Genomic DNA, 23,667 nt, shown 5'->3' with positions numbered 1-23,667 from the left:
AGGAGGAATTGTGCGCGCTACCTTTCGCAATCTGGTCGACACGCTGAACGTTGCGGCATTTGTGCGCGATCGTCACGACCATGCGATCTCTGTCCTGCGCTGGGCGCTGATCCTGCTGCCCATGGCGGCACTCGTCGGGACGCTATGTGCGGCGTTCCTGTTGAGCCTCGATACCGTTACGCGACTGCGGTTCGCATCGCCCTGGCTGCTCTATCTGCTGCCGGTGGGCGGGTTCGTGGTCGGATTGCTCTACCATCTCACCGGGCGCTCGGTGGAGGGCGGCAACAACCTGATCGTCGAGCAGATCCACGAGCCGGGCGGCGGTGTGCCGCTGCGGATGGCGCCGCTCATCTTCTTCGGCACAGTGGTGACGCATCTTTTCGGTGGCTCGGCCGGACGTGAAGGCACCGCCGTCCAATTAGGCGGAAGCCTTGCCAGCGGTTTCGGCCGCGCGCTCCACCTCGATGCGGGCGGCACGCGCATCCTGTTGAAGACGGGGATCGCAGCCGGGTTCGGCGCGGTCTTCGGCACGCCGATCGCAGGAGCGGTCTTCGCGCTCGAAGTGCTGGCGATCGGCCGCGTTGAATATTCCGCGCTGGTGCCTTGCCTTGTTGCAGCGCTGGTCGGCGATTGGACGTGCCTCGCCTGGGGTATCCATCACGGTGTCTACCCGATCGGTGCGTTGATACCCGTCGATGCGCTGCTCGTGACGAAGGCAGGTGTTGCGGGGATCATATTCGGACTGGTCGGTCTGGCCTTCGCCGAAGCCAACCACGTGGTCGGGGGATGGCTCAAGCGGATCGTTCCCTATGGTCCACTACGTCCAGTGATCGGCGGGGCCGTCGTTATCGCGCTCGTCTTCCTATTCGGCACGCGCGACTATCTGGGCCTGGGTGTCCTGGCAGCGGGGCCCGACAGCCTTACCATCGCCAGCTTCTTCGGACCGGACACGCATCCGTGGAGTTGGGCGATCAAGCTGCTGTTTACCGTCGTCACGCTCGGCGCGGGTTTCAAAGGCGGTGAAGTCACGCCGTTGTTCTTCATCGGCGCAGCGCTCGGTAACGCGCTGGCGCCTTTCTTGGGCGTGCCGACGGGCCTGTTCGCCGCGATCGGCTTTGTCGCGGTGTTTGCCGGGGCCGCCAATACCCCGCTCGCCTGCACCTTCATGGGAATCGAACTGTTCGGCGCCGCCTATGCGGTGCCGATCGCCGTCGCCTGTTTCGTGGCCTATCTCTGCTCGGGCCACAACGGCATCTACCTGTCGCAGCGCGTTGCGATACCCAAGGTGCCGGCAGACGGTCTGGCGCCCGATGCGACACTGCGCGAGACACGTACACGCCGCACAGCACTTCGCGCGCAAAACCGCGTGTCGTGAGTTGATGGCTTAACCTGATCCTCCAGATACGTCGGGCGCAGCCTTCGGATCGGGGTCCTGTGCCTTGCCCTTCGCGGCGCCCGGCTGCTTCGTGCTCATGGCAGTCAGATAGGCGACGATCGCCGGTACGTCGGCTGCGGCGACGGGTGCCTTGTAGACCTCGCGCATCTTGGTGACCTCCGCGGTCCACTGGTCGCCAGAGAGTGGTGGCTGGTTCAGCGCCATGCTCGCCGAATGACACGACGTGCAGTTGGCATTGATGACATCGGCATGCGGGCCGGCGGGATATTGACCTTCGTCGGTCGGAAGATCGACCGAGGTGGACGCCAGCGAAAAGCCGCGCGCCGAGACGCTTGGCGGCGGTGGTGCAGTCGGGGCCGCAGGCGGCGGGGCGACACGGCTGTTCGGGGAACCGATCGCAAGCAGCAGAACGACGGTCGCGCCGACGAACCCGAACGACAGCGTGCCGATGGAAGGCGTTTTCACAGGCGTTGCTCCTCAGCCGACGACGATGTTGGTGGTTTCGATGTTGCCGCGCATGAAACCGCCCGGGTTCCAGATCGGCGTCATCGGCTGCGCGAGGCCGGCGGTGTTCCAGCAGCGCGACATCAGCCTGGTCGGGCCCGCATGGGTGAGCGGAACCTGCGCATCCCAGCGGCGGAAACTGTATTTGCCGTGATCGGGGCCGAGCGTCGTCTTGTACCAGGTCTTGCCGTTGTCGGTCGACACATCGACCTTGGCGACGCCGCAATCGCCCCCCATCGCAATGCCGCCCAGCGGGATCGAGCGGTCGAACGCGATCGCCTGCCCTTCGTCGAGGCTCGTGACCCAACTGCGCGGGATCATCTTGTTGATCGGAACGGCCGGGAAATCCTTCTGGCCCGGCCGCACGTTCGCGCCTGGAGTGTCAGGGATTTTGTAAGCCTTGGCCATCCAGTAACCGTCGTCGGGTGCGGCGAGCACCTCGATGTCGTTCAGCATCTTGACCCAATAGGTCGAATACCAGCCGGGTACGATCAGCCGGACCGGGAAGCCATTGAGGAGCGGCATCTGCTCGCCGTTCATTCCGAACGCCAGCATCACTTCGCCGTCGCGTGCGTGGTCGATCGACAGCGACTTGGCGAAATCCGGTGCGCCCGTGACCACCGGCTGGTCGAGCGCACCGAACCGTACCGCGACCGCGCCCGGCTTCACGCCGGCGATGTCGAGCACGTCGCGTAAGCGAACGCCGAGCCATTTGGCGTTGCCCATCGCCCCGTGACGCCACTGCGCACCCGCCACCGGAGGCTGGAACAACGCCCGCGAATTGCCCGAGCATTGGTTGATTGCCGCCAACTCGACGCGCGGCAGCTTCAGCAGTTGCGCGAGCGAGATCGACAGCGGACGCGTGACCGCGCCGTACACCTTGATCCGGAACGCCTCGACATCGATCGCGGTCGGGATGTCGGCCCAGTGCCAGCGGACGAAGAACTGGTCGTTCGGCGTGAAGACGTCGCCATTGAACACGCTCATCGGCGTTTCCAGCAACGGCGGGTGGATACGCTGGAGGATCATGTTGCCCTTGCCGGGGAACGCGTTGGTCATGGGCCGTTCCGATGGGCCACCTGGCAGATGCAGATCGACCATGCTCTGCGCCAGCGCGGGTGCGGCGATCAGCGCGCCGCTACCGATCGCGGCTTCTGAGAGAAAGCGACGGCGGTTCATCGCCTGCGCCAATTTCATATCCAGGCTGTCCACCAGCATTCTCCCTTCGATGTCATGCTTTTATGCGCGACCCGTCCGCCGGTCTACCCGGTACGGGTCGATCGGATGCGACGGTTCGATCCGACAGGACGATCAGTTCGGCCCATCAATTGGCTTGGGCGATGCAGGGCGACACGAACAGGTTCCCGCGCCAGCCGCCCGCGACCGTCTTGGCGCCGACCAGCAGCCACATTGCTGCGAGCGCCACTGTGAGGACAGTGCCGACGATCCCGAAAAAGCCGAGCTGAAGCGTCGTGCCGAGCTTGAAGGTGGCGACCGTGTAGACGCCAAGCGGGAAGGTATAGCCCCACCAGCCGAGGTTGAACGGAATGCCCGCGCGCCAGTAGCGGATCGTGATCAGCGTCGCGAGCGCCAGCCACCACAGACCGAAACCCCAGAGCAGCAGCCCGGCAATCGTGCCAATCCCCTGCGCTACCGCGCCGATCTGCCCCAGGCCGTTGGCGGCGAGGATCGCGGGCGCGTTGCTGCCGAGCACCAGCATCCCAAGCGCGCCGGTGCCAATCGGACCGAGCGCGAGCCAGCTCGAGGCGGCCATGCTCTCGTGCGGCAGCTTGTGCAGTGCCATCCGCAGGATCAGGATCGCGAGGATGCCGAACGCGACCGGCACTGAATAAGCCCAGAGCACATACGACGTTGCGAGCACGACGAACTGGTGATGCGCGTCCGCCAGATGCGGGGCGAGCAGGCCGCCGCTCGCACCTGCGACCTCCGCCGCGACCACCGGCAGCAGCCACACCGCGGTCATGCCGTCGAGCGAATGTTCGTGCCGCGTGAACATGAGGTAGGGGATCGCCACACCGCAGGCGAGCGACATCGCGACGTCGATCCACCACAATGTCTCGGCGATCGGGATCACGCCGGCGCCGAACCGCGGCAGGCCGAACGCCAGGAACCCGTTGATGATCGTCGCGAGGCCCATCGGGATCGTACCGATGAACATCGATACGGTGTTGTGCCCGAAGATCCGCCGCGCCTCGTGCCCGAAAATCGTCCAGCGCGCGGTGTAGAGCCCGGCGAACAGCGTGAAGAGCGCGATGTTGAAATACCACAACACCTCGCCGACCGGGTGCAGCGATGCGCCGACGCCCGGCACCTGCGGCAAGGCGAGCGCGAGAATGCCGGTGCCCATCGTAGCGGCGAACCAGTTGGGGGTGAACTGCCGGATCATCTCGCGCGGGGAGTCGAGCCGGCTGAGGGGCTTCAGGCCATCGAAAACGGGTTTCAGATCGGCGGTCACTTGCCAGTCTCCTTGATGAGATCGGTCAGCGCATCGGCCGCCCGCGTTCGATACCGCTCTTTATGGCGCAGCGCGTAGAACGGACGCCGCGGCAGACCGAGCGGTAGATCGTGCAACGTGCCGGCCGCGATTGCAGGTGCGACGACATGCTGCGACAGCACCGCGACGCCCGCCCCGGCCTCGACCGCGCTACGTACCGCCTCGTTCGATGGTAGCATCAGCGCCACGGTGAGGTCCGACGGATCGACGCCGCGCTGGCGCAGCACCTCCTCGAACGACCAGCGCGTGCCCGATCCCTGCTCGCGGACGATCCAGCGTGCGGCGCGGATCCAGTCCTCGTCGATCGTGTCGGCTGCGCGGTCGCTTACCAGCACCATGCGGTCGTTCGCGACCGTCCAATGCGCGAGCGCGGGCTCGTCGATCACACCCTCGACGAAGCCGAGCTCGACCGCACCGTCGAGCACGCGCGCCGCGGCCCCCTCGGTGTTGTCGATCGCCAGTTCGATTGAGATCGCGGGGTAGCGCGCATGGAACGCGGCCAGCTGGCGGGGCAGCCAATAGCCCGCGATCGTCTGGCTTGCGACTAGCCGCAGAGTGCCGCGCTCCAGTCCTGCATATTCGGCCAGTGCAAGTTCCGCGCTGGCGGCACGGCCAAGCACTGCGCGTGCGTCGACCAGAAACATGCGGCCCGCTTCGGACAGTTCGATCCCACGGCCGACCCGGTGGAACAGCGGCACGCCGTGCCGGGCTTCCAGCGCGGCGATGGCAGCGCTTGCGGCTGACTGCGTCACATTGAGCGCTTCGGCCGCGCGCGTCATGTGCTCGCGCTCAGCGACACCGACGAAAATCCTGAGTTGTTCCAGGGTCATGCCCGATCTCCTTGCCCCAATGATAGGGAAAGGAGATCAATCGCACCAACCAAAGATTACGGTCATTCCAATCAGATATACCGATCGGTCATTTCAGAATGTCGATAACCGCCTCACGTTCATCGACCAGTTCGGCAATCGTGCGATCAAGCATCGTTCGCTGGAATGGATCGAGGATCAGTCCTTCGATACGCGCATACCCACCGCTTTTGCAGTGCACCGGCACGCCGCACACCAGCCCTTGCGGGATACCGTAGGAGCCATCTGACACCACGCCCATCGACACCCAATTGTCGCCTGCGCCGTGCACCCAATCGCGCAGATGGTCGATCGCCGCATTTGCTGCCGACGCGGCCGAGGACGCACCCCGTGCTTCGATGATCGCGGTTCCGCGCTGCGCAACGGTGGGGATCAGGGTCTCGCGGTACCAGGCCTCGTTTCCGATACGGTCGGCAAGCTTTTGGCCATCGAGTTCGGCATTCCCCCAGTCGGCAAACATCGTCGGCGAATGGTTTCCCCAGACGACGAGCTTTGTAATCGCATCGACACCGACACCCGCCTTGGCCGCAAGCTGTCCCTGCGCGCGGTTGTGATCGAGGCGGATCATCGACGTGATGTTTTCGGCAGGGAAACCCGGTGCGCTTTGCGCAATGATCCAGGCATTTGTGTTGGCGGGATTACCGACGACCAGGATCTTGGCGTCGCGTTTGGCCACTGCGTCCAGCGCTGCGCCCTGCGTCTTGAAGATCGCTGCGTTGGCAGCGAGCAAATCACGGCGCTCCATGCCCTTCGAGCGGGGACGAGACCCGACCAGCATGGCCGCATCGATGTCCTTGAAAGCCACCATCGGATCATCAGTAATGATCACATCTGCCAGCAGCGGGAACGCGCAATCCTCCAGTTCCATGACCACGCCGCGTACTGCGTCCAGCGCCTGCGGCACGTCGAGCAGTTGAAGGATAACGGGCTGGTCCGGTCCGAACACGTCACCCTGCGCGACCCGGAAGAGCAGCGAATAGCAAATTTGTCCTGCGGCACCGCTGATCGCGATCCTGACGGGGGGCTTGGTCATTTTGGAAAGGGCTTTCGTTGGGAGATTACAGACGGTGTGAGACCGATCAACGCGCCGTCAGGGCAAGCGCCGCATCGCGCCCGGATGGCACCAGATTGGCGAGACCTTTTCCTGATCTTACGGCACCAGGAACGTAGATCAGGCTCTGCGCATCCGTACTGATCGGGATCGTCGACACGGTGGTGTACGTCAGCGTGTCGATCCCAGCGACCTTGTTGGTTCCGGCCAGGCTGGCATAGATCCTCGTACCATCGCCCGACGGCCAAACCGCACTCGGAGCCGCTTGTAGCGGGACGGTTGCCACAGCCTCCAGGCTGTCGGTTCTATAGACCTTGATTGCAGGTTGATCGCCGCCAACGCTGACATAGGCAAAGGAATCGTCTGCGCGCTGGGCGAAGTTGACCGCGCCCGTTGCTGGACCAGTGTTTATCACTTCGCGTACCGCAAACGGCGGTTTGGCAGCAAAGACCGTGGTCGTGCCGCTCTCGCGGCGTGTTGCCCAGATCTGTTTGCCATCTGGCGAGACCGCGATTGCTCCCGCACCTGCACCGTTGCTGGCAACGTGTCCGACGACGCGCCGATGCTCGACGTCGACAACCAGGATGGACGGCCTTTCAGTAAGCGATACAAAGGCATAGCGTCCGTTTGGCGACAGGATGGTCGCGCCCGCTCCGCCACTTGCTGGTACGCGGGTGATCTCCCGCGCTGTCTTAGGATCCACGACCGCGATGGCATGTTCATCGCCGAGCGAAACCCAGAGTTCGTGCCCATTGGGCGTAAACGCGACGGCGGTAGGCGACGTCTGGAACACGGTCCGGCCTCGTTCCGTGTTCGTGGCCAGATCTACGAGCGTCACACTGTGCTGCGCTAATGCCGATACCGCCAGGGTCCGCCCGTCACGCGTTGCAGCCAGGTGCTGGACTTTGGGGCTGGAAAAGCTGGGCTCAGCTATCGCGCTTTTGGCGAGGTCGATCCGTCCCAGTTCGTTGCCCGCTGCAGGATCGATGACAACGATCTTCGTCGATGTAGGGTCAGACACATAGATCCGGTCATGATGGCTGAGGTCGATATCAGCCTTCGACCACGGTGCCTGAACCGCCTTGATATCGTAGGGAAAGTCGTCCGCCGCAGGTGCAGCCCAATAGGCCTGAGCGATCGCCGGGACTGGCGCTACGGAGGCCAACATCGCGGCAACCAGAACGATCGCAGCTTTCATCGTTTGATCCTTATCACGGACCCGGCGGGTGATCGTGCCGGTCCGATGCCGCTAGATCGACCGATATGTCCCTCGCGTCCAACGCATGGTCGCGATGATTTCAATACGAAAACGCGATTATAGATCGCCGACCGTTCCTGTTAAATGATTGGAATGACCGTGGTTATGCGTTGGACCGACCGCCCCGCCGCAATCATCTATCCTGTCACGCTCGGCATTCATCGAGACGCGCGGAGACTTCCTCATGGCAACACAGCCGATCTACGATCTCGCTACCGAGACACTCGTTGCTCCTAAGCCTGTGCGTCGACATCTCGCAATCGTGCCGGATGCAGGCAATTATGACGAGCTGGAAAGAACGGCTCCAGGCATCGCATCGCGCGGCGTCCATCCTGCCACGTTGGGCTTGCTCGTCGGCGTGTATGCAGCAATGTTGCTGACTTTCTGGACCTTCTTCGCACGTGATGCAGCTACTGCGCTCGTCCTGACGGTCGTGTCGGTCTTCATGATCCTGTATTTCGGTCTGATTGCTGGCGGCATCGTACTCAGCGATACTCCCGCCCCCGGCGAACCCCTCCGTTCGTTCTCGGAGTTCATCAAGGGCCCGGTCGATATCTTGACGGGCACGATCACAGGGCGCGAAGCGGCTATACAGATGCTCTTTCTCCCGGCCTGCATGGCCGTGCTAGCAACGATTATCGGCATCATCGCTCGCGTGTCGTAAACAGGAAAACTAGGGACAGGACGATGAGATCACGCATGACCTTGCTGATGGCGATAGGCTTGTCCGTATCGACCGCTGCTATCGCGCAAACGGACGGCTTCGCGTCCGCGATGGATGCGGCGATGACGCGGATGCACGGCGCGATGATGACCGGCTATTCAAACGATCCCGATCGCGACTTCGCAAGGATGATGATCCCGCATCATCAAGGTGCGATCGACATGGCTGAGATCGAGCTGCGTTACGGCAAGGACGAACGCCTGCGCCGGCTTGCGCAAGGGATCATCGTCGAACAGCGTCAGGAAATCGCGGTGATGCAGGGCATCCTATCCGAAGGCGGCGCGTTGCCACGTCACACCGGACCGACCGCGACTGGTCACCCCCATCACGGAGACCGTCCATGAAGCGTTTCACCCTAACCGCCTGCACCGCCTTGTGCTTTTCAGGCCCTGCGTTTGCCCAGCAAGTGCCCAATGCGACCCCCGACATCCCTGTCAGCGCGCAGGACCGGTTCTACACGTCGGACCAGTTCTCCAACACCGTGTCGGTGATCGACCCATCAACCAACACGCTGCTCGGCGTCATCAAGCTCGGCGACCAGACCCCCGCCAACCTCAGCCCGCTCTACAAGGGGCAGCTGCTTGTCCACGGCATGGGCTTCTCGCCCGATCGTAAGACGCTGGCGGCGATCTCGATCGGTTCGAACTCGGTGACGTTCATCGATACCGCGACCAATGCCGTGAAGCACACGACCTATGTCGGGCGCTCGCCGCATGAGGCGTTTTTCCGCCCCGACGGTCGCGAAGTCTGGGTCGCGGTGCGCGGCGAGGATTATATCCAGGTGCTCGACGGCAAGACCTTCGCGCCGACCACGCGCATCCCCGTCCCCAACGGCCCCGGCATGACGATTTTCTCGCCGAACGGGAAATACGGCTATGTCTGTTCGAGCTTCTCACCCGAGACCGTGGTGATCGACACCGCCTCGAAGAAGATCGTCGGTCGCGTCAAGCAGGCAAGCCCGTTCTGCCCCGACATCGCCGCGACGCCCGACGGCAAGCAGGTCTGGCTGACGCTGAAGGACGTCGGCAAGGTCATGGTGTTCGACGCCAAGCCACCCTTCGCAGTGCTGAAGACGTTCGACACCGGCGCGATCACCAACCACGTCAACATCGCCCGCACCAAGGCCGGCCAGTTCGCCTATGTGACGGTCGGCACCGAGAATGTCGTGAAGGTGTTCCGCACCACCGACTTCGTGCAGGTCGCGAGCATCCCGGTCGGCGCGCTGCCGCACGGTCTGTGGCCGTCGGGCGACGGCTCGCGGATCTATGTCGGGCTGGAGAACGCCGACGCTGTTGCGGCGATCGACACCGCCAGCAACACCGTCATCGCGACGATTCCGATCGGTCAGGGGCCGCAAGGCGTGGCCTATGTTCCCGGCGCGGTGCCGGTAGGCGAAGGCCGTGCAAACCTGATACCGCTCGCACAGGCCGGCATGAAGATCCAGCTGACCCTCGCCGGGACTGGCCGCAGCCAGGTCACGCTGTTCGATCAAGGCCAAGTCCAGATCCTGCAGGCGGCGGTTGCGGGCCTCAGCCCAAAGATGCCCTATGTCCTTGGGCTATCCTCCCGCGCTGATGGTGGCGGCGTGATCCAGCCTCTGGCAAAGTTCATGACCAATCCGGCTGGCGGCGCGATCGTCAACACGCTCGGACCGCTCCGCCAGATCGTCAGCGACGCGAAGGGCGACATGCGCCGGTACCTCGTCATTGCGTCAGGCGACCCGATGATGCCGAGCGCTGTCGTTCAGGTGCAGAAATGAGGGTTCAGGTGAACCCTGCGATCTCCTGTCCGTATCCAGTATCTTGGTCATGACGCCGGTATAGGTTGCCGCAGCGTCTTGAGACTGTCGGAAAACACATGTTTTCGGACACCCTTGGGTGATCCCTCGGCTTTGGTCGGCAATCCTGCGCCTGAATAGTCGACAAACCCTGTCGCTTTGATGTAGTGTACGACAAAGTGGTTTTGAGGGTTTGTCGTACATGCTGGTCGGATATATGCGGGTGTCATCGGCCGATGATCGCCAAACTGTCGATCTTCAGCGCGACGCTCTGGTCGCGGCGGGTGTCGATCCGCGTAATTTGCATACTGATAAGGCATCGGGAGCACGCGACGATCGACCGGGCCTGAAGGACTGCCTCGATTATCTGAGTGCGGGCGATACGCTGATCGTGTGGAAACTCGATCGGCTTGGGCGATCGTTGCCGCATTTGCTGGCGATCGTCACTGACCTGAAGGCGCGTGGCATCGCGTTCCGTTCGCTGACTGAGCAGATGGATACGAACACGCCGCACGGCGAACTGCTATTTTCGCTGTTCGGCGCGCTGGCGCAATATGAGCGCGCGCTGACGCGCGAGCGGGTGATGGCGGGACTGGCGGCTGCAAAGCGTCGAGGGCGCCAGGGTGGACGGCCTCCCATGATCGACACTGAGACCCTTGAACGGATTACTGCCGCGCTTGATGGCGGAGCAAGCAAGGCATCCGTCTGTCGCACCTTCAAGGTGCCGCGTTCGACCTTGATTGGCACTCTTGCCCGGATCGGTTGGGCGCCGCCCGCCAAAGCCTAACCCAATGCCTCGTCGCGCCGTGCTGTCGGACGAGCAACGCATGGCGTTGCTCGCACTTCCCGATGATGAAACCACGCTCGTTCAGCACTGGACGTTGAGTGAGGATGACCTGGCTATCATCGTGCGCCGCAGGCGACCGCATAATCGTCTGGGTTTCGCGATCCAGCTATGCGCGCTGCGCTATCCCGGCCGTTTGCTGCGCCCGGGCGAATTGATCCCCGATACGCCGCTCGCGTTCGTCGCCGAGCAATTGCAGATCGCGCCCGAGGTGCTGGCCGATTATGCGACGCGCGGCCCGACCCGGTACGAACAGCTCGATGCGCTGCGCGAGGGCTTTGGGTTCACACAGTTCAGCCGGCCATTGCGAGCGGCGTTGCAGGAATGGCTGCTGCCGATTGCGCTGACGACGACCAGCGGGGCTGGGCTGGCACGGTCGCTACTAGGCGAGTGCCGACGACGGCGCATCATCGTACCTGGCATCAGTTCGGTCGAACGGATGGTTGCGCAGGCGCTGCTCGACGCCGAGCGCCATGTCGCCGAGCATCTGACCCGAGGGCTGGAGACTGGGCAACGCCGTCTGCTTGATGCCCTTCTTCTGCCTCACGCCGGCACGAACCTCAGCGGCCTCGGATGGGTGCGGCAGCCGCCCGGCAAGCCCGGTCGCAAGACGTTCGCCGTCATCATCCGGCGGCTAGCTCTGCTGCGCGATATTGGGATCGATCCCGATATCGCGGCAGGCATACATCCTGAACGCCTGCGACGCCTCTGTCAGGAAGGGGCTCGGCTGACGGCGCAACATGTCCGAACGCTGCAAGCAACGCGGCGCCGTGCGACGCTGGCGGCAACCGTACTCGAAACCATCGTCACGCTCACCGACGATGCGGTGCTGATGTTCGACCGCCTGCTGGGTCAGATGTTTCGGCGCGAGCAGAACAGCGCAGACACAGCGCTCAAGCGCGACCGGCGCAACATCAACGGTAAGATCCGGCTACTTGCCCGGCTCGGCGATGCCCTGCTCACTGCCAAGGTGTCGGGCGGCGACATCGGCGCCGCGGTCGAGGCCGCAGTTGGATGGGATGATCTTGGCCGTGAAGTCGATGAAGCCCGCAAGCTGATCCGCCCCGATGCCGTCGATCCCGTTACCGTCGCCGCAACCAACTACCCCGTTCTCCGACAGGTCGGTCCCTTGTTCATCGCCTCGTTCACGTTCGGAGCGGTCCCGGCCTGCCATACGCTCGCGCGAGCAGTCGCTATCATGCGCGACCTTCATCTAGGTCGCCTGAAAAAACTGCCGCCGGATACACCAGTTGCCTTCATTCGGCAGGCCTGGCGTCGCGCGATCGGCCCCGGCATTCCCGATCGCAGAGTTTATGAATTTTGCGTCCTAGTCGAGCTTCGTGACAGGCTTCGTGCCGGCGACATGTGGGTCGAGGGAAGCAGACGCTATCGTGCCGTCGAGCAACAGCTTATTCCAAGTCCGGTATTTGCCACCATGCGCGCAGCCGGCCCTTTGCCGATCCCGGCACCCGATACGGCCAGTGCCTGGCTGGACGAACGGCGTACCCGTCTCGCCCGGAGATTGGCAGAGGTCGAGCGGAAGGCGGAGACGGACGCGCTGGAAGACGTACAACTCAGCCTTGGCAAGCTGCGGATTTCGCCGTTGAAGGCGGTCACGCCGGATGAAGCGGATAGCGCCCTTGCGCCGCTCTACGCCCATCTGCCCGCGATCCGCATCACCGATCTCCTTGCTGAAGTCGATCGATGGACCGGTTTCAGCCAGTGCTTCACGCATCTGCAAAGCGGTCGGGTTGCCGATGAACCCCGCGCTATCCTGACGGCGGTGCTCGCCGATGCGACCAATCTTGGCCATAAGCGCATGGCAGAAGCCTGCGATCTCGTGACCCAACGCCAACTCAGTTGGCTCGCCTCATGGCATTTACGCGAGGAAACCTACGGTAGGGCTCTCGCCCGGTTGGTCAATGCCCAGCACACCGCGCCGCTCGCCGCCCTGTTTGGGTCCGGGACCTCGTCCAGTTCGGACGGTCAGAACTTCCTGCTTGATCGCCGTGCTCAGGCGACCGGCGCAGTCAATCCGCACAAGGGGGCGGAGCCTGCTGTCTCCTTCTACAGCCATGTCTCGGATCGCTACGCGCCGTTTCATTCCACCGTCATCTCCGCATCCGCAAGCGAGGCGGCGCAGGTGCTGGACGGGCTGCTCCATCATGGTGCCGATCTGCACATTGAGGAGCATCACGTCGATGGTGGGGGCGTTTCCGACCATGTGTTTGCGCTATGCCATCTACTTGGATTCCGGTTCGCGCCGCGCATCCCTAACATCGCCGCGCGCCGGCTTCACCTGTTCAACGGAATCGAACCTGGCCCAGATATCGCGCCGCTGGTCGCGGGCAGGATCGACGAGGCCCTGATCGCCGCACACTGGGACGACGTGCTGCGCTTGGGCACCTCGATCCGCACCGGCGTCGTGAGTGCATCGATCATGCTGGAACGGCTCGGCTCCTATCCACGGGCCAATGGCCTGGCCTTGGCACTGCGCGAGATCGGCCGCGTCGAGCGCACCCTGTTTACACTCGACTGGATCGAGCAGCCCGAACAGCGGCGCCGCGCAACCCGCGAACTCAACAAGGGTGAGGCCGAAAATGCTCTGAAACGCGCCATCTTCTTCCACCGGATCGGCCGCATCCGTGATCACGCCCTGCAAGCCCAGACCCATCGGGCGAGCGCGCTCAACCTCGTCGCCGGTGCTATCGTCCTGTGGAACACGACCTACCTGCAAGCCGCCCGCATGCATCTTGCCAGTCTCGGCCGGTCGGTCCCGCCGGACCTGTTGCAACACCTTTCGCCGCTCGGATGGCAGCACATCAACCTCACCGGCGATTATCTTTGGACCGACCCCGATGCGCCATCGTCCGCCCTCAGGCCGCTTCGCCAGATGCACGCCGTCGAAGGTCCGGCGAAACCTTAGCGTATATCTGGGTCCGTTCTATGTACCGACCCCAGGTTGACGCTTCCCGCACCATTGGACGGGGCCTTGCATCGGCTGTGGGGTTTTGCTTCCGAACAGGGGCGGCATATCCAAGAAGGCCGCGAACCCCGTTTCGAGGAGGCAGAACTTGTCGTAACCGTTGCGTCTGCGGTTTGCGTGTATTTGCTGCGCGCCGACACCGCTGCACGCCATCAGCCCTGATTGCCGGGTTTTGGCCCAACGGCATCGGCCAGTCCGCTGACGTGGATTTTACGCTGCCATTTCCGTTGCCGTCGCTGCGGTTTGTTTGGACAAACTGTCCGCCGGGAGGGGATTAGCCCTTCCAACCTTTCGAAAGTGCTTTTTCAAGCGTTTCTAGCGCGTCGACGACGCGCGGCACCGCATATTTGTAATGTGGCGTGTCATACCGCGCTCCCCGAGCGGTGATCGCTTTGACCATCTTTGCAAGCTGCGAAAGCTTGGCCTGCTCGCCACGGGCGATGCTGATCTTGAAACCGCCCCTCGCAAACGGCTCGCCATGTTCGGCAAGCCAGGTACGAACGGGGTCGCTTTCAGGGATATTGAGCACAGTCAGGAAGACTTCCTCGGGCATTTTTACCTCAAGGAACATTGAGCAGAACCAGCCATAGACATTGCGATCTGCGGCGATGTCGTTCGTCGTCCGCTTGTCGACAATGAAGCGATCACCCACGTCGATGTTCTTGATACGCCCGTCTGCGAAACCACCGTAGGCGTCCAGCAGCGCCTGTTTGAGCTTTCGAAGTTGCTCGACTGACATTGGGGCACCCCTGTGCTTGATCTAAACCCATCGATAGGCGCGAGCCTGTCACCGCATTAATCGCCTCTCGCCGAAGAGGGATCAATCATGTCGATGAAGTAATTCAGGAAGCGGTCGTGCTGGACACCGAGACGTTTGAATTCCTCGCGCTTAACCTTGTCGAGTCCGAGACGTTTTCCATCGAGGACGATCTCGACCGCGAGATCATTGCCCGGCCGGAGGTCGGGAGCATAGAGCGCTAAACGCTCCTGCAGATAGACGATGCCGTCTGCGCCCATGACAGCAAGCGGACGATATTCGGCGACCGGCGCGACACCGTCAACGTACAGCATCGTCTCATCGAAAAGGCGAACGATGATCTCACAAGCCTTGCCGGCCGGAAGGATGAGCAGCTTGGGAACGCGTAAACCGACCCACGGGCTATGGCCGTAACGCGCCCTGATCTGCTGGAAACCCATATGTTCCCAGAACGGAAGAGACGTAGGCGGCGCGCATTCCCCCTCAATCACGGCGATGTCAGCTTCGGCGGCTCGGCCGATGCAATGTTGCGCAAGCATGCGACCCACACCGGTTCGCCTAAACGCTGGCTTCGTTTCGAATATATCGATCACACCGGGCGCTCCGAGCGCGAACGCACCAATCTCGCCGCCGACCTTGAGCACGATCAGTTCGCCGGCTTCGTGACCCGCCGCAATCATATTCCGGTTGGGATGAAAGGTGGTCTCCCCCGCGACATCCTCCGCTTGCAGCCAAGCCAGAATCTCTTCGAGATCGTCGTCCGTCGAATTCGCGATCGTCACGGGATAAACATCCTTCCGGCCCATCTTTGGTCGCGGGGAGCAAGCATTACGCTTCTGCCGGCAGTGGGTCAGCGGGCAAAGCGATGACATTGGCGTCGCCGAATAATTCGGTCACTTTGGCCATAGCCGCGGCGCTCAATACCTGGGTGAACAGCAGCGCGAGCCGTCGCTTTGGTCGGGAACACGCGACGTAAAACAGATTTCGGTTGCTCTCGAAGGATTCGACCTTGTCCGCGGGTGGACCGGGATCGAGGCGTTCGAGCATCTGTGCAAAATTGTAGATGTTCCACCCGCGGCCGATGATGACCAGCACGTTTTCGAATTCGGCTCCCTTCACACCATGCTTCGTTGCAAAGGGCGTGTGTCCGTCGATAAAAGCATCCATCGCCATCAGTTCGGCGTAGGCGACGCCGCGCAATTGGCGCAGCTGCGTCACTCTGCTGGACTCGCCTTCAATCGGCTCCGGCCCAACGTCTGCGAGCCGTTGTTCGCGTTCCAGCACCGCTTCGGGCAAGTGCAGGTGAGGCTGGCCCCTGATAAAATCGATCACCTCGCCGATCGCGCCAGACGTTCGCAGTCCGACGAGCTGCTCTAAGGATTGCGTCCATGCTACCTTGTCTTGATGTTGTCGAATGCTCGGCCTGCCAGCGCCCAAGGCCTCGAACATCTCACCGTAGCGTTGCGCCTGAAAGGCTGCGACGGCGGGCTCGAGTTGGTCAGCCAAGAATTTGATATGGGGATCCTCCTTCTTGAGCCACGCGCCGTTGAACCGACCGTAGATGCTCTGAATCGTGGAATAGCCCTGCTCCTTCGCAAGCACGCTGTGACTGAGCATAAGGATTTTGGTGCGTTCGACGGCAAAATCCCAACCTTCGTCTCCCAGGCGCCGCTTCAGATGGTCGGCATATGCACGGGCGGCTTCCGGTGACGTATCACCGGCCCAATGTCCGCCCGTCCGGCGCTGCCCCGGCCAAGCATTAGTGTGGAAGACGCGTGCCTCGCCTTGCGCATCCGGATCACTTGCTATCTGGTCCAGCCCCGGACGCATCCGGTTGAGCACGGCGACGATCGGCTCGGCCGAGCGAAAATTGGCGTTCTTGTCGATGGCCTCGAGCGCAGCATGTTCAACCGCGCCGCAGCCCTCGCCGTAGATTTTCTGCCAGTGATCTCCAAACAAGCCGATGACCGGACCGGTGCCGGTATCTAGGAAATGCTGTTTGAGGGCATCGACGAAGCCTGCATCTGTGTCCTGATACTCATCTATCAGGAGCACCGGATAGCGGGTCGAAAGCACCTGGCGAAATTTGGGACGAGTGAGCAGTTCGATCATCACCAAGAGCACGTCCTCATGCTTCAGCGAAACTTCGTCTGGCGTCACGCGCGGATAACCAAGATCATATTTTACGGTGCGGCTACCAAGCGCCTCAACACCCGCTTCCGCGAGACGGTCGGCCCATCCCGGCAGGGCAGGCACAACCGTGCGCAGATCCGACTGAAAGTCCTGGAGCACCGACCAGCAGAAACCATGAATTGTTTCGGGCCGAACCGCAGGATGCGCCTGAACGCGGGCGATGATCTCGTCCTTCGCGACGTTCGTGAAGGTAATGCAGCCGACCTGCTGCCGCTTGCGCACGAGATCCGTGCCGCGCAGCGCAATCAGGCGCCGGAGTGCCTTTTCCAGCGAATAGGTCTTGCCGGCTCCCGCACCGGCTTCGAGGCGAAAGCTCTGTCCGGCGTCGAGGCAAGCATACACGCGTTCGAGCGCGACGCGACCGGCGATATCAGCGGCGCTTTCTTCGTCAGCCATTGGCTTGGCCACCGTCGACCGCCTCGATGACCTCTGCAACCAGCTCGGCGGCCAGCGCCGCCGGCGCCAGGGTCGGAGCTGGATTGCCCTGTGCCAGCCACCGCAGCCCTTCCGCGATATAGCGCGGGGTTTGCCACTCAGTGTTCACGATTGCATGCTCGAGCGCGAAGCTTGATTTCTTCTGCTCGGCCGCACGCTCATAGGCCAACGTCGCGATGTCACCCTCGCCGAGGTCGAAAAGGTCCGGGTTGGCGAGAATGAAGGCATCTTCGAAGCTGCGGGCGCAAGGTCCGCCGTCTTGTTCAGGGACCTGGTAAGCGAGGCGCCGCCCTCCACCGGTTTTCTCCTCGACCGTCTTGGCCAGGAGTTGCATTGGACTCACATCTGGCTCGAACCAGCTTTTGATACAGGCGTTGCTGGTGAACGTACCGGATGCGACCTGGACCGCGACGCGCTTGTTCTTCGTGCCTGGGGCAACAGTATCGATATCGGTGATGATCAACGTCCGGAGCTCAAGGAAGGCGAGCAACTCGAAGAAGCGGTGGGCATAGGCACCGCCTACCTCCATAACCGTCAGATACTGGCTACTCAATTGCGGCTCGCCGACCGCGGCGGCATCGGTCTTCCGGATCATCGCGGGGAGCAACAATCTCTCTGCAGTTCCTTCAATCAAGACAGCTTTGTCGGCAAAAAACAGATCGCAGCGGGACAGGGTGAGATATTGGTGGAGGAAATTGCGATCCTCGACAGGCGTCCCACCCATGCCCTGCCGCAAATCTTTAACGATGGAGCGACGCAACACCAGGCCGTCCGGGATCGACAGGAAATAGCGCAAGCTCTCGAAGCGTGCTTCGTTGGCCATGTGCGGCGAATGCGTCGTGACGACGAACTGGACCGGCCAAGGGCGATCGGCGTTTAGCTGCGCGACGAACGCGTTGGAAATGTGTTCGAGCTGCCGGATGAAGACTTCTTGCATCTGAGGATGCAGGTGCGCTTCGGGCTCCTCAATGAAGATCAGATGTACGCCAGCTGCGGTCGGCGTGCCCTGGAATTCGCGGAAAAAGCGGAGCAGCTGTAAAAGCATGTAGACGAGGTTGCGCGCACCAAGCCCGTTGTATGTCTCGGGCAGCGTTACGCCGTTCACACCGCGGTAGCGCAGGCGTGTGTGATTGCTCAGCAGCTTGTCAACGTCGAAGCTCGTTTCCGTGACAAGGCCCGGATCGATGAGGCCGGGATATCCGAAGAGGTCGAAGGTCGGCAGCAGAGACGTCAGTTTGGCGTTGAAACCGGTGTGGAGGTCGCCCTGGATTTGGTCGACGGCCTCTTTGAGCTGCTCGGCGGTGGTGCGCCGCTCGGGATCAAGGTCATCGTTCAGTGCTGACTGGAACAGCACTTCGACGACCTTCCCGAGCACGTCGCGCTCGCGGAAAGTATCATCATCGAGCCCGCGCTGGGCGTTGATGAACCCGCCGCCTACAAGCACCTGAAGGAGCTTGGGCTCGAGCATCTTGCGGTTGGTCGCGTCGTTCGGATCGACGGCTTCGAGCGACCCCGCATAGGCGCTCGCGATGCGATCTCCGAGCGCACGGAAGAGTCGCGCGCGATCCGCTTCCTGGTTTTCGAGCGGCTGCTCGAAATCCGCGAACAACGCCTGCAGAGCGGTGGCCTTTGGCGCGAAACGGAACTCGAGACGTGCCTCGTGACAATCGGGGTTCAGATCGATGACGCACTCGCTGAGCGGCCCGAGGTCGGCGGCATCGACGTCGTAACCGATATCCAGAACGAGCTTGATCGCAGGCAGCTGATCCAGCGTTTCCGAGGCTCCAGGTTGCGCGCGATATGCAATCAGCGCGGTCCAGAAACATTCGTGGCAACCGAGCGAGAAATCCTCGAGCCGAAAGCTCAAAGCGCGGTCGGACAGCAATCGCCGGAAGAGTTCGGCGATGGACGTCTTGCCGCTGTTGTTGCGGCCGACGATGAGTGTGGTGCGTTCCTCGAAGCCGATCTCGACGTCGCGAAGCAGCCGGAAATTCTCAATCTTGGCCCGGTTTATACGCATGTGGCTAAGCCCCCTCAGTCCTTGTTAACGGATCGGGAGGAGACTGTCCCCGCCGGCAGTGTCCTTCCTCAAGGTAGCGGCTCATCAATCGCTTGGCATTAGACGATCCGCTCCTCGATCCGGCTGCCGCTCGGCGTCTTCACAACGCTGAACCCGTTGGGCACCGCCTGTTGCACGAGCGGAACGTGGGAGATCAGACCGACCGCTCTACGCTGGCCCACCATGTCTTGCAGAACCTGCAGCACCTGGTCCAACGTCCCGCCATCGCTGTCGCTGTCGAGACTGCCGAATCCCTCATCGATGAAGATCGTATCGAGGCGAATCGCACCATGACTCATCTCAACGATGTCCGAGAGACCGAGCGCAAGCGAGAGGGCTGCGATGAAGGTTTCCCCGCCAGATAGTGTGCTAACCTCACGCGCGCGACCGGTCTGAACGTCGTGCACGCGGATATCGAGACCGCGCTTGCGACGGCCTCCTACTGTCTGGACATCGCGCTCCAGTCGATATCGCCCCTGGCTCATCGGGTCGAAGCGAAGGTTGGCGGCTTCCAGTACCTGATCGAACATCGCGCCGACGGCGTAAGTCTCCAGAGTGATATTCATCGAGTTGCGGCCTTCGAACGCGTCCGCCAGCGCGCGCAAAGGGCCGGATTGTTCGTTCAACAGCGCGAGGCGCTCCATCTGCTCGCGCAGGCTTTCGAGCAATTGGGTCAGCTGGTTGCAACCCGCTCGCGCGTCGGCGGCAGCGCGGGTGGCGGTCGCGGCAGCTGCCTGCGCAGCATCCCGGTCGGCGCGAAGAAGCTCGAGATTTGGGCGCTCGCGATCCGCGATCGCCGCGCTCGTATCCTCGACCCGACTCTGCGCACGCGTCAGGTTTTCGCGAAAGGTGTCGAGTTGTTCGAGCATGGTCGCGATGTTCGCAATATCGGCTTTCGCCACCCGATACCGCTCATCGGTCAGGCCGAGCTCGGCTCGCCGTGTCGCGTAAGCGGTACGCGCTTCGGCAAGGTCCTGGTCGCATTCAGCGATACGCTTTCCCGCACCCGTTCGGTCGCTTTCCGCGGCGGCGCGATCAGCGCTGCTCTGCGTGCAAGCGTCCTGCGCCGTCTGGATTTCCTGCTGACGCTGGTCGATCTGCGTGCTGACGGTACGTCGCCGAAGCGCGATCGCGGCGGCATCGCGAAGCGATTCAGGAACTGCGGCGATATGGTCATTATATGACTGCCGTGCGAGCGCGGCCGCTGTCTCCGCCGACTGCTCTGCTTCGGCCTTCGTCGAGCGTTCGGCGTCCGCCGTGGTGACGTTGCCCTCAAGCGTCCCGGTCTGTCCGACGAGGGACGCAACATCGACAGCAGCGCCCAGCGCCTCGATCGCCTTGCTCATCCGCAGGGCCTCACCCTCGAGATCCGCGGCACTGCCTTCGGGCGCGTCCAGCGCCTCCAGGGCAGTCTTTCGTTCATCCCGAACGCTGCGTGCAGCGCTGAAAGCTGATTCCGCCGTCTGTGCATCCGTTGCGGCGCTGTCGAAAGCGACCTGCGCCTCACGCCATGCGGCCTCCAATCCGGCGGCGGGCTCGCCACCATGGGCCGGCCGGGGATGGTCTGCGCTGCCACAGACGGGGCAGGGGCTGCCGCTCTCAAGGCTCTCGGCGAGCAGCCTCGCCTGGCCGGCGATAAATTCCGCCTGCCGCTCACGGACCGCGCTCTCAAGGCCGCTACGGTGCAACCGTGCGTCCGCCACGGTGGTCTGCGCTTTCGTCAGAAGCCCTTCGGCGGTCTCCAGGGCCGTTCGAGCCCGCTCCACCTCGCGTGCGTGGCGCGCTAGCCGCTGAACGCGGTCGCGATCTGCGGTGAGGCGCACCCGTTCATTCTGGTTGGCATGCGCCCGATCGACATTTGTACGGTGGGTCATGAGCGCTTGCGTTGCACGATCGGCCTGTTGCCGAGCCGTCGCGGCCGCGGTCCGCGCGCTTGCGAGCAGGCTCTGGGCATTCTCGGCCTGCACCTTCAAATCGGCGGCATCGGTTAGGACCGTGGCGTAGCGATCGAAATCGGAAAGTTGCCGCTTCAAGGCGTCGATTTCACCGACCTTGGCTTTCAGATCTTCCAGTGTCCGCTGCGCTGTCGCCTCTGCCGCCACGGTTTCGGTCACGCGCTGCGAGGCGATCGTCTCCGCGTCCTTGGCCGCAGCCAAGGCTGTGACCGCGCGCGTGACGCTGTCATCACGATCGACCAGCTGCGCCGCGCATCCGGCCGCCGTATGGCGCTCGCGAAGGGCGTCCATATCGGTCTGGCGTCCTTGAAGGGCCGCGAGAGCTGTCGCCGCAGCGCTGGCTTCATCGAAACATTTCTGCAGGGCCTCACCATTGCCAAGCGTGGCGGCGGCGGCAGCACGGGTCGCGTCGGCCGTGGCGGCGCCGACATCGAGTTCGGCGCAGCGTCCTTCCGCTGCATCGATCGCGCTGGTCAGATCATCGGTGCTGGCGAACCCGGCGTTGGTCAGTTGCTGAACGTGCAGCGACATGCCCTGTTGGTAGGTCGTGCGGGCTTCGGCGGCACGCTCCTTCAGGCGCTCGGTCATCCGCTCGTAGAGCGAGACGTCGAACAGGCCGCGCAATATCTCCAGACGCGCCTTGCTGTCCGACGCGAGGAAGCGCTCGAATTGCCCCTGAGGCAGAAGGACGATCTGGCGGAATTGCTCGACGTCGTAGCCAAGCAATTCGCGAATGCGTTCGTTGACCACGCCGACCCGCTTCTCGGCCAGCACCGTTCCGCAATTGTCGACCGAGACATCATCGACCTCGACATCGGTCACATCGAACAGATAGGCGGTGTGGACATGGTCGGTCTCGCCATCGCCGCGGAATCTCGGCCGCTTCTGCTCGGGCTGCCGCCGCACGAAGTATCGCTTGCCGCCGAGCTCGAACAGGAAAGCCACCTCTGTGAGGGTCTGCGCGGCGGCATGGCCTGACCGCATGCTGGTCGTCGGCTGCTCGTGTCTCGCACCTTCGCCAAAGAGCGCGAACGCCATCGCGCTGAAGATCGAGGATTTGCCCGATCCGGTGGGCCCGTAGATCCCGAACAGGCCTGCATCGACGGCGCGGCGGAAATCGACGACCTCGGTCGCGGCATAGGGCCCGAAGGCGGTTATGAAGAGCTTGAGCGGTTTCACGCCTCGATCTCCTGACGTGCTTCGTGGATCAGCGTGTTCACGAGCTGGGTGTCGATCTCGCCCGGTGCCTCCCCGCGAACGAATTCTATGAAGTCGGAGACGAGGGTCTCAGGATCGTCAATCGCGGCGCGCCCTTCACCCAGCTTCTCCTCCAGCGTGCGTTCAGCGCGTTCGTAACTGAGCTGGACAGCATTGGGGTAGAGCACACGGATGCGCTTCATCGGATCGATTTGGGGCGTCTCATCGGTGAGGACCACGCGGATGAAATCTTCCGAGCCAACGGGCGCTGCGACGAGCTCCTCGAGCGTCCCCCGGATCGTCCGGGCCGGCCGTCGGGGCTTTAGCGGTATGGCCATTGTCTCGATGGAGCCATCGGCCGCCATGTCGATCAGCGTCAGCGATTTCTCCTGACCTTCCTCGTCGAAGCCGAAGGCGAGCGGCGAGCCGGAATAGCGAATGTGCGGTGCTCCCACCGATTGCGCCCGATGGAGATGGCCAAGCGCGACATAGTGGGCGCCGTCGAAGATCTCCGCGCTGATCGTTTCGATTCCGCCGACGGTGCGTGACAGCGACCGTTCGCTGTCCGTCGGGGCGGCGCCTTCGACGAAGCTGTGGGCGACCACGATCCATCGAGCGCCGGCCGGGACACGGTCACGTGCGGCGTTGACCTGGGCGGCGATGACGTCGGCCGGGCAGCTGATATCCTCTGCGTCAAAGCAGGCTCGCGCGGCGAACTCATAGGAAAAGGGAAGGGCAGAGACAGCAACCGACCCGTGCTCGTCTTCGAGCATCATCGGCAGATCGTCGGCATCGAGCGGTCCACGGATCAGCGCCTTTTCGATCGGCGCGAGGACGCCGAGCATGCCGATCTGGGCGGCCGCATCGTGATTGCCGGCAATGATGACGATGGCGAGTCCTGGTTTGGCCGTCGCCCGAACCAGAAAGTCGCGAAGGCGCGTGAGCGCGGTTTGCGGCGGCCCGGCGCGGTCAAAGATATCGCCGGCAATGATGAGCACGTCGGGGGAATGCTCGAGGATGGCCGAATCGATCTGGGCGAGGATCGCATCGTGATCCTCGTCGAGCGGTAACTGGAAGAACTGGCGGCCGAGATGCCAGTCGCTCGTGTGCAAAATCCGCATGGCCCTGATTCCATCTATTTTCTATG

At 62.8% G+C, this 23,667-nt stretch carries 18 protein-coding genes; 6 read left to right on the top strand and 12 right to left on the bottom strand.

Going from position 1 to position 23,667, the window contains the following annotated elements:
- The first annotated feature begins 10 nt into the window (after positions 1–10).
- Positions 11–1,375 (top strand): voltage-gated chloride channel family protein, encoded by a 1,365-nt coding sequence (locus NL2_RS11680; protein ID WP_043150688.1) that lies wholly within the window; start codon positions 11–13, stop codon positions 1,373–1,375.
- 9 nt (positions 1,376–1,384) lie between these two features.
- Here NL2_RS11680 and NL2_RS11675 read toward each other — a convergent pair whose 3' ends face one another.
- The 6 genes from NL2_RS11675 to NL2_RS11650 form a co-directional block, all read right to left on the bottom strand.
- Entirely contained in the window at positions 1,385–1,861 is a 477-nt protein-coding gene (locus tag NL2_RS11675; RefSeq protein WP_019054680.1) for a hypothetical protein, read from the bottom strand.
- Between the two features lie 12 nt (positions 1,862–1,873).
- The gene (locus tag NL2_RS11670; RefSeq protein WP_200866904.1) at positions 1,874–3,118 is read right to left on the bottom strand and encodes a molybdopterin-dependent oxidoreductase; all 1,245 of its coding nucleotides are present in this window, start codon (positions 3,116–3,118) and stop codon (positions 1,874–1,876) included.
- Between the two features lie 106 nt (positions 3,119–3,224).
- Positions 3,225–4,376 carry a TDT family transporter gene (locus NL2_RS11665; RefSeq protein ID WP_043150685.1) on the bottom strand — a complete coding sequence of 384 codons (1,152 nt, stop codon included), beginning with the start codon at positions 4,374–4,376 and terminating at the stop codon, positions 3,225–3,227.
- Complete coding sequence (locus NL2_RS11660) at positions 4,373–5,245, bottom strand: LysR family transcriptional regulator (protein WP_068075249.1); 873 nt, start codon at positions 5,243–5,245, stop codon at positions 4,373–4,375. The genes NL2_RS11665 and NL2_RS11660 overlap by 4 nt, the downstream gene beginning before the upstream one ends.
- A gap of 88 nt (positions 5,246–5,333) precedes the next feature.
- Positions 5,334–6,317 (bottom strand): malate dehydrogenase, encoded by a 984-nt coding sequence (locus tag NL2_RS11655; RefSeq protein ID WP_037535050.1) that lies wholly within the window; start codon positions 6,315–6,317, stop codon positions 5,334–5,336.
- A 46-nt stretch (positions 6,318–6,363) separates the two neighbouring features.
- Positions 6,364–7,533: a YncE family protein gene (locus tag NL2_RS11650; RefSeq protein ID WP_068075246.1), complete on the bottom strand. Its 1,170-nt coding sequence runs from the start codon at positions 7,531–7,533 to the stop codon at positions 6,364–6,366.
- A 244-nt stretch (positions 7,534–7,777) separates the two neighbouring features.
- On the opposite strand from NL2_RS11650, the gene NL2_RS11645 reads away from it, so the two are divergent.
- From NL2_RS11645 to NL2_RS11625, 5 genes are all read left to right on the top strand, one after another.
- Positions 7,778–8,257 (top strand): hypothetical protein, encoded by a 480-nt coding sequence (locus NL2_RS11645; protein WP_043150680.1) that lies wholly within the window; start codon positions 7,778–7,780, stop codon positions 8,255–8,257.
- A 23-nt stretch (positions 8,258–8,280) separates the two neighbouring features.
- The gene (gene copM, locus NL2_RS11640; RefSeq protein ID WP_051211422.1) at positions 8,281–8,661 is read left to right on the top strand and encodes a CopM family metallochaperone; all 381 of its coding nucleotides are present in this window, start codon (positions 8,281–8,283) and stop codon (positions 8,659–8,661) included.
- On the top strand, positions 8,658–10,076 hold the full coding sequence (locus tag NL2_RS11635; protein WP_037535052.1) for a YncE family protein: 1,419 nt from the start codon (positions 8,658–8,660) through the stop codon (positions 10,074–10,076). Before copM ends, NL2_RS11635 begins: the two co-directional genes overlap by 4 nt.
- A 220-nt stretch (positions 10,077–10,296) precedes the next feature.
- On the top strand, positions 10,297–10,881 hold the full coding sequence (locus NL2_RS11630) for a recombinase family protein (RefSeq protein ID WP_066659028.1): 585 nt from the start codon (positions 10,297–10,299) through the stop codon (positions 10,879–10,881).
- 4 nt (positions 10,882–10,885) lie between these two features.
- Positions 10,886–13,864 (top strand): Tn3 family transposase, encoded by a 2,979-nt coding sequence (locus NL2_RS11625; protein WP_068075240.1) that lies wholly within the window; start codon positions 10,886–10,888, stop codon positions 13,862–13,864.
- A 334-nt stretch (positions 13,865–14,198) separates the two neighbouring features.
- Here the strand turns inward: NL2_RS11625 and NL2_RS11620 are convergent, their stop codons facing one another.
- The 6 genes from NL2_RS11620 to NL2_RS11595 form a co-directional block, all read right to left on the bottom strand.
- Positions 14,199–14,663: a hypothetical protein gene (locus NL2_RS11620; protein ID WP_068075237.1), complete on the bottom strand. Its 465-nt coding sequence runs from the start codon at positions 14,661–14,663 to the stop codon at positions 14,199–14,201.
- 56 nt (positions 14,664–14,719) lie between these two features.
- The gene (locus NL2_RS11615) at positions 14,720–15,463 is read right to left on the bottom strand and encodes a GNAT family N-acetyltransferase (RefSeq protein WP_245647664.1); all 744 of its coding nucleotides are present in this window, start codon (positions 15,461–15,463) and stop codon (positions 14,720–14,722) included.
- Positions 15,464–15,509: 46 nt separating this feature from the next.
- Positions 15,510–17,270, bottom strand: coding sequence for a UvrD-helicase domain-containing protein (locus NL2_RS11610; protein WP_068075232.1), 1,761 nt, complete (start codon positions 17,268–17,270; stop codon positions 15,510–15,512).
- A complete protein-coding gene (locus tag NL2_RS11605) occupies positions 17,263–19,329 on the bottom strand; it encodes an ATP-dependent nuclease (RefSeq protein WP_068075229.1) in 2,067 nt (688 codons plus the stop codon). The genes NL2_RS11610 and NL2_RS11605 overlap by 8 nt, the downstream gene beginning before the upstream one ends.
- Positions 19,330–19,427: 98 nt before the next feature.
- Complete coding sequence (locus tag NL2_RS11600; RefSeq protein ID WP_068075226.1) at positions 19,428–22,502, bottom strand: AAA family ATPase; 3,075 nt, start codon at positions 22,500–22,502, stop codon at positions 19,428–19,430.
- Complete coding sequence (locus NL2_RS11595) at positions 22,499–23,641, bottom strand: exonuclease SbcCD subunit D (RefSeq protein WP_068075223.1); 1,143 nt, start codon at positions 23,639–23,641, stop codon at positions 22,499–22,501. Before NL2_RS11595 ends, NL2_RS11600 begins: the two co-directional genes overlap by 4 nt.
- Positions 23,642–23,667 lie beyond the last annotated feature (26 nt).

It is taken from the genome of Novosphingobium lentum NBRC 107847 (assembly GCF_001590965.1).
Taxonomy (GTDB): Bacteria; Pseudomonadota; Alphaproteobacteria; order Sphingomonadales; family Sphingomonadaceae; genus Novosphingobium; species Novosphingobium lentum.
Note: the sequence above shows the minus strand (reverse complement) of the source record. Positions and strands in the feature narration are given on the sequence as shown.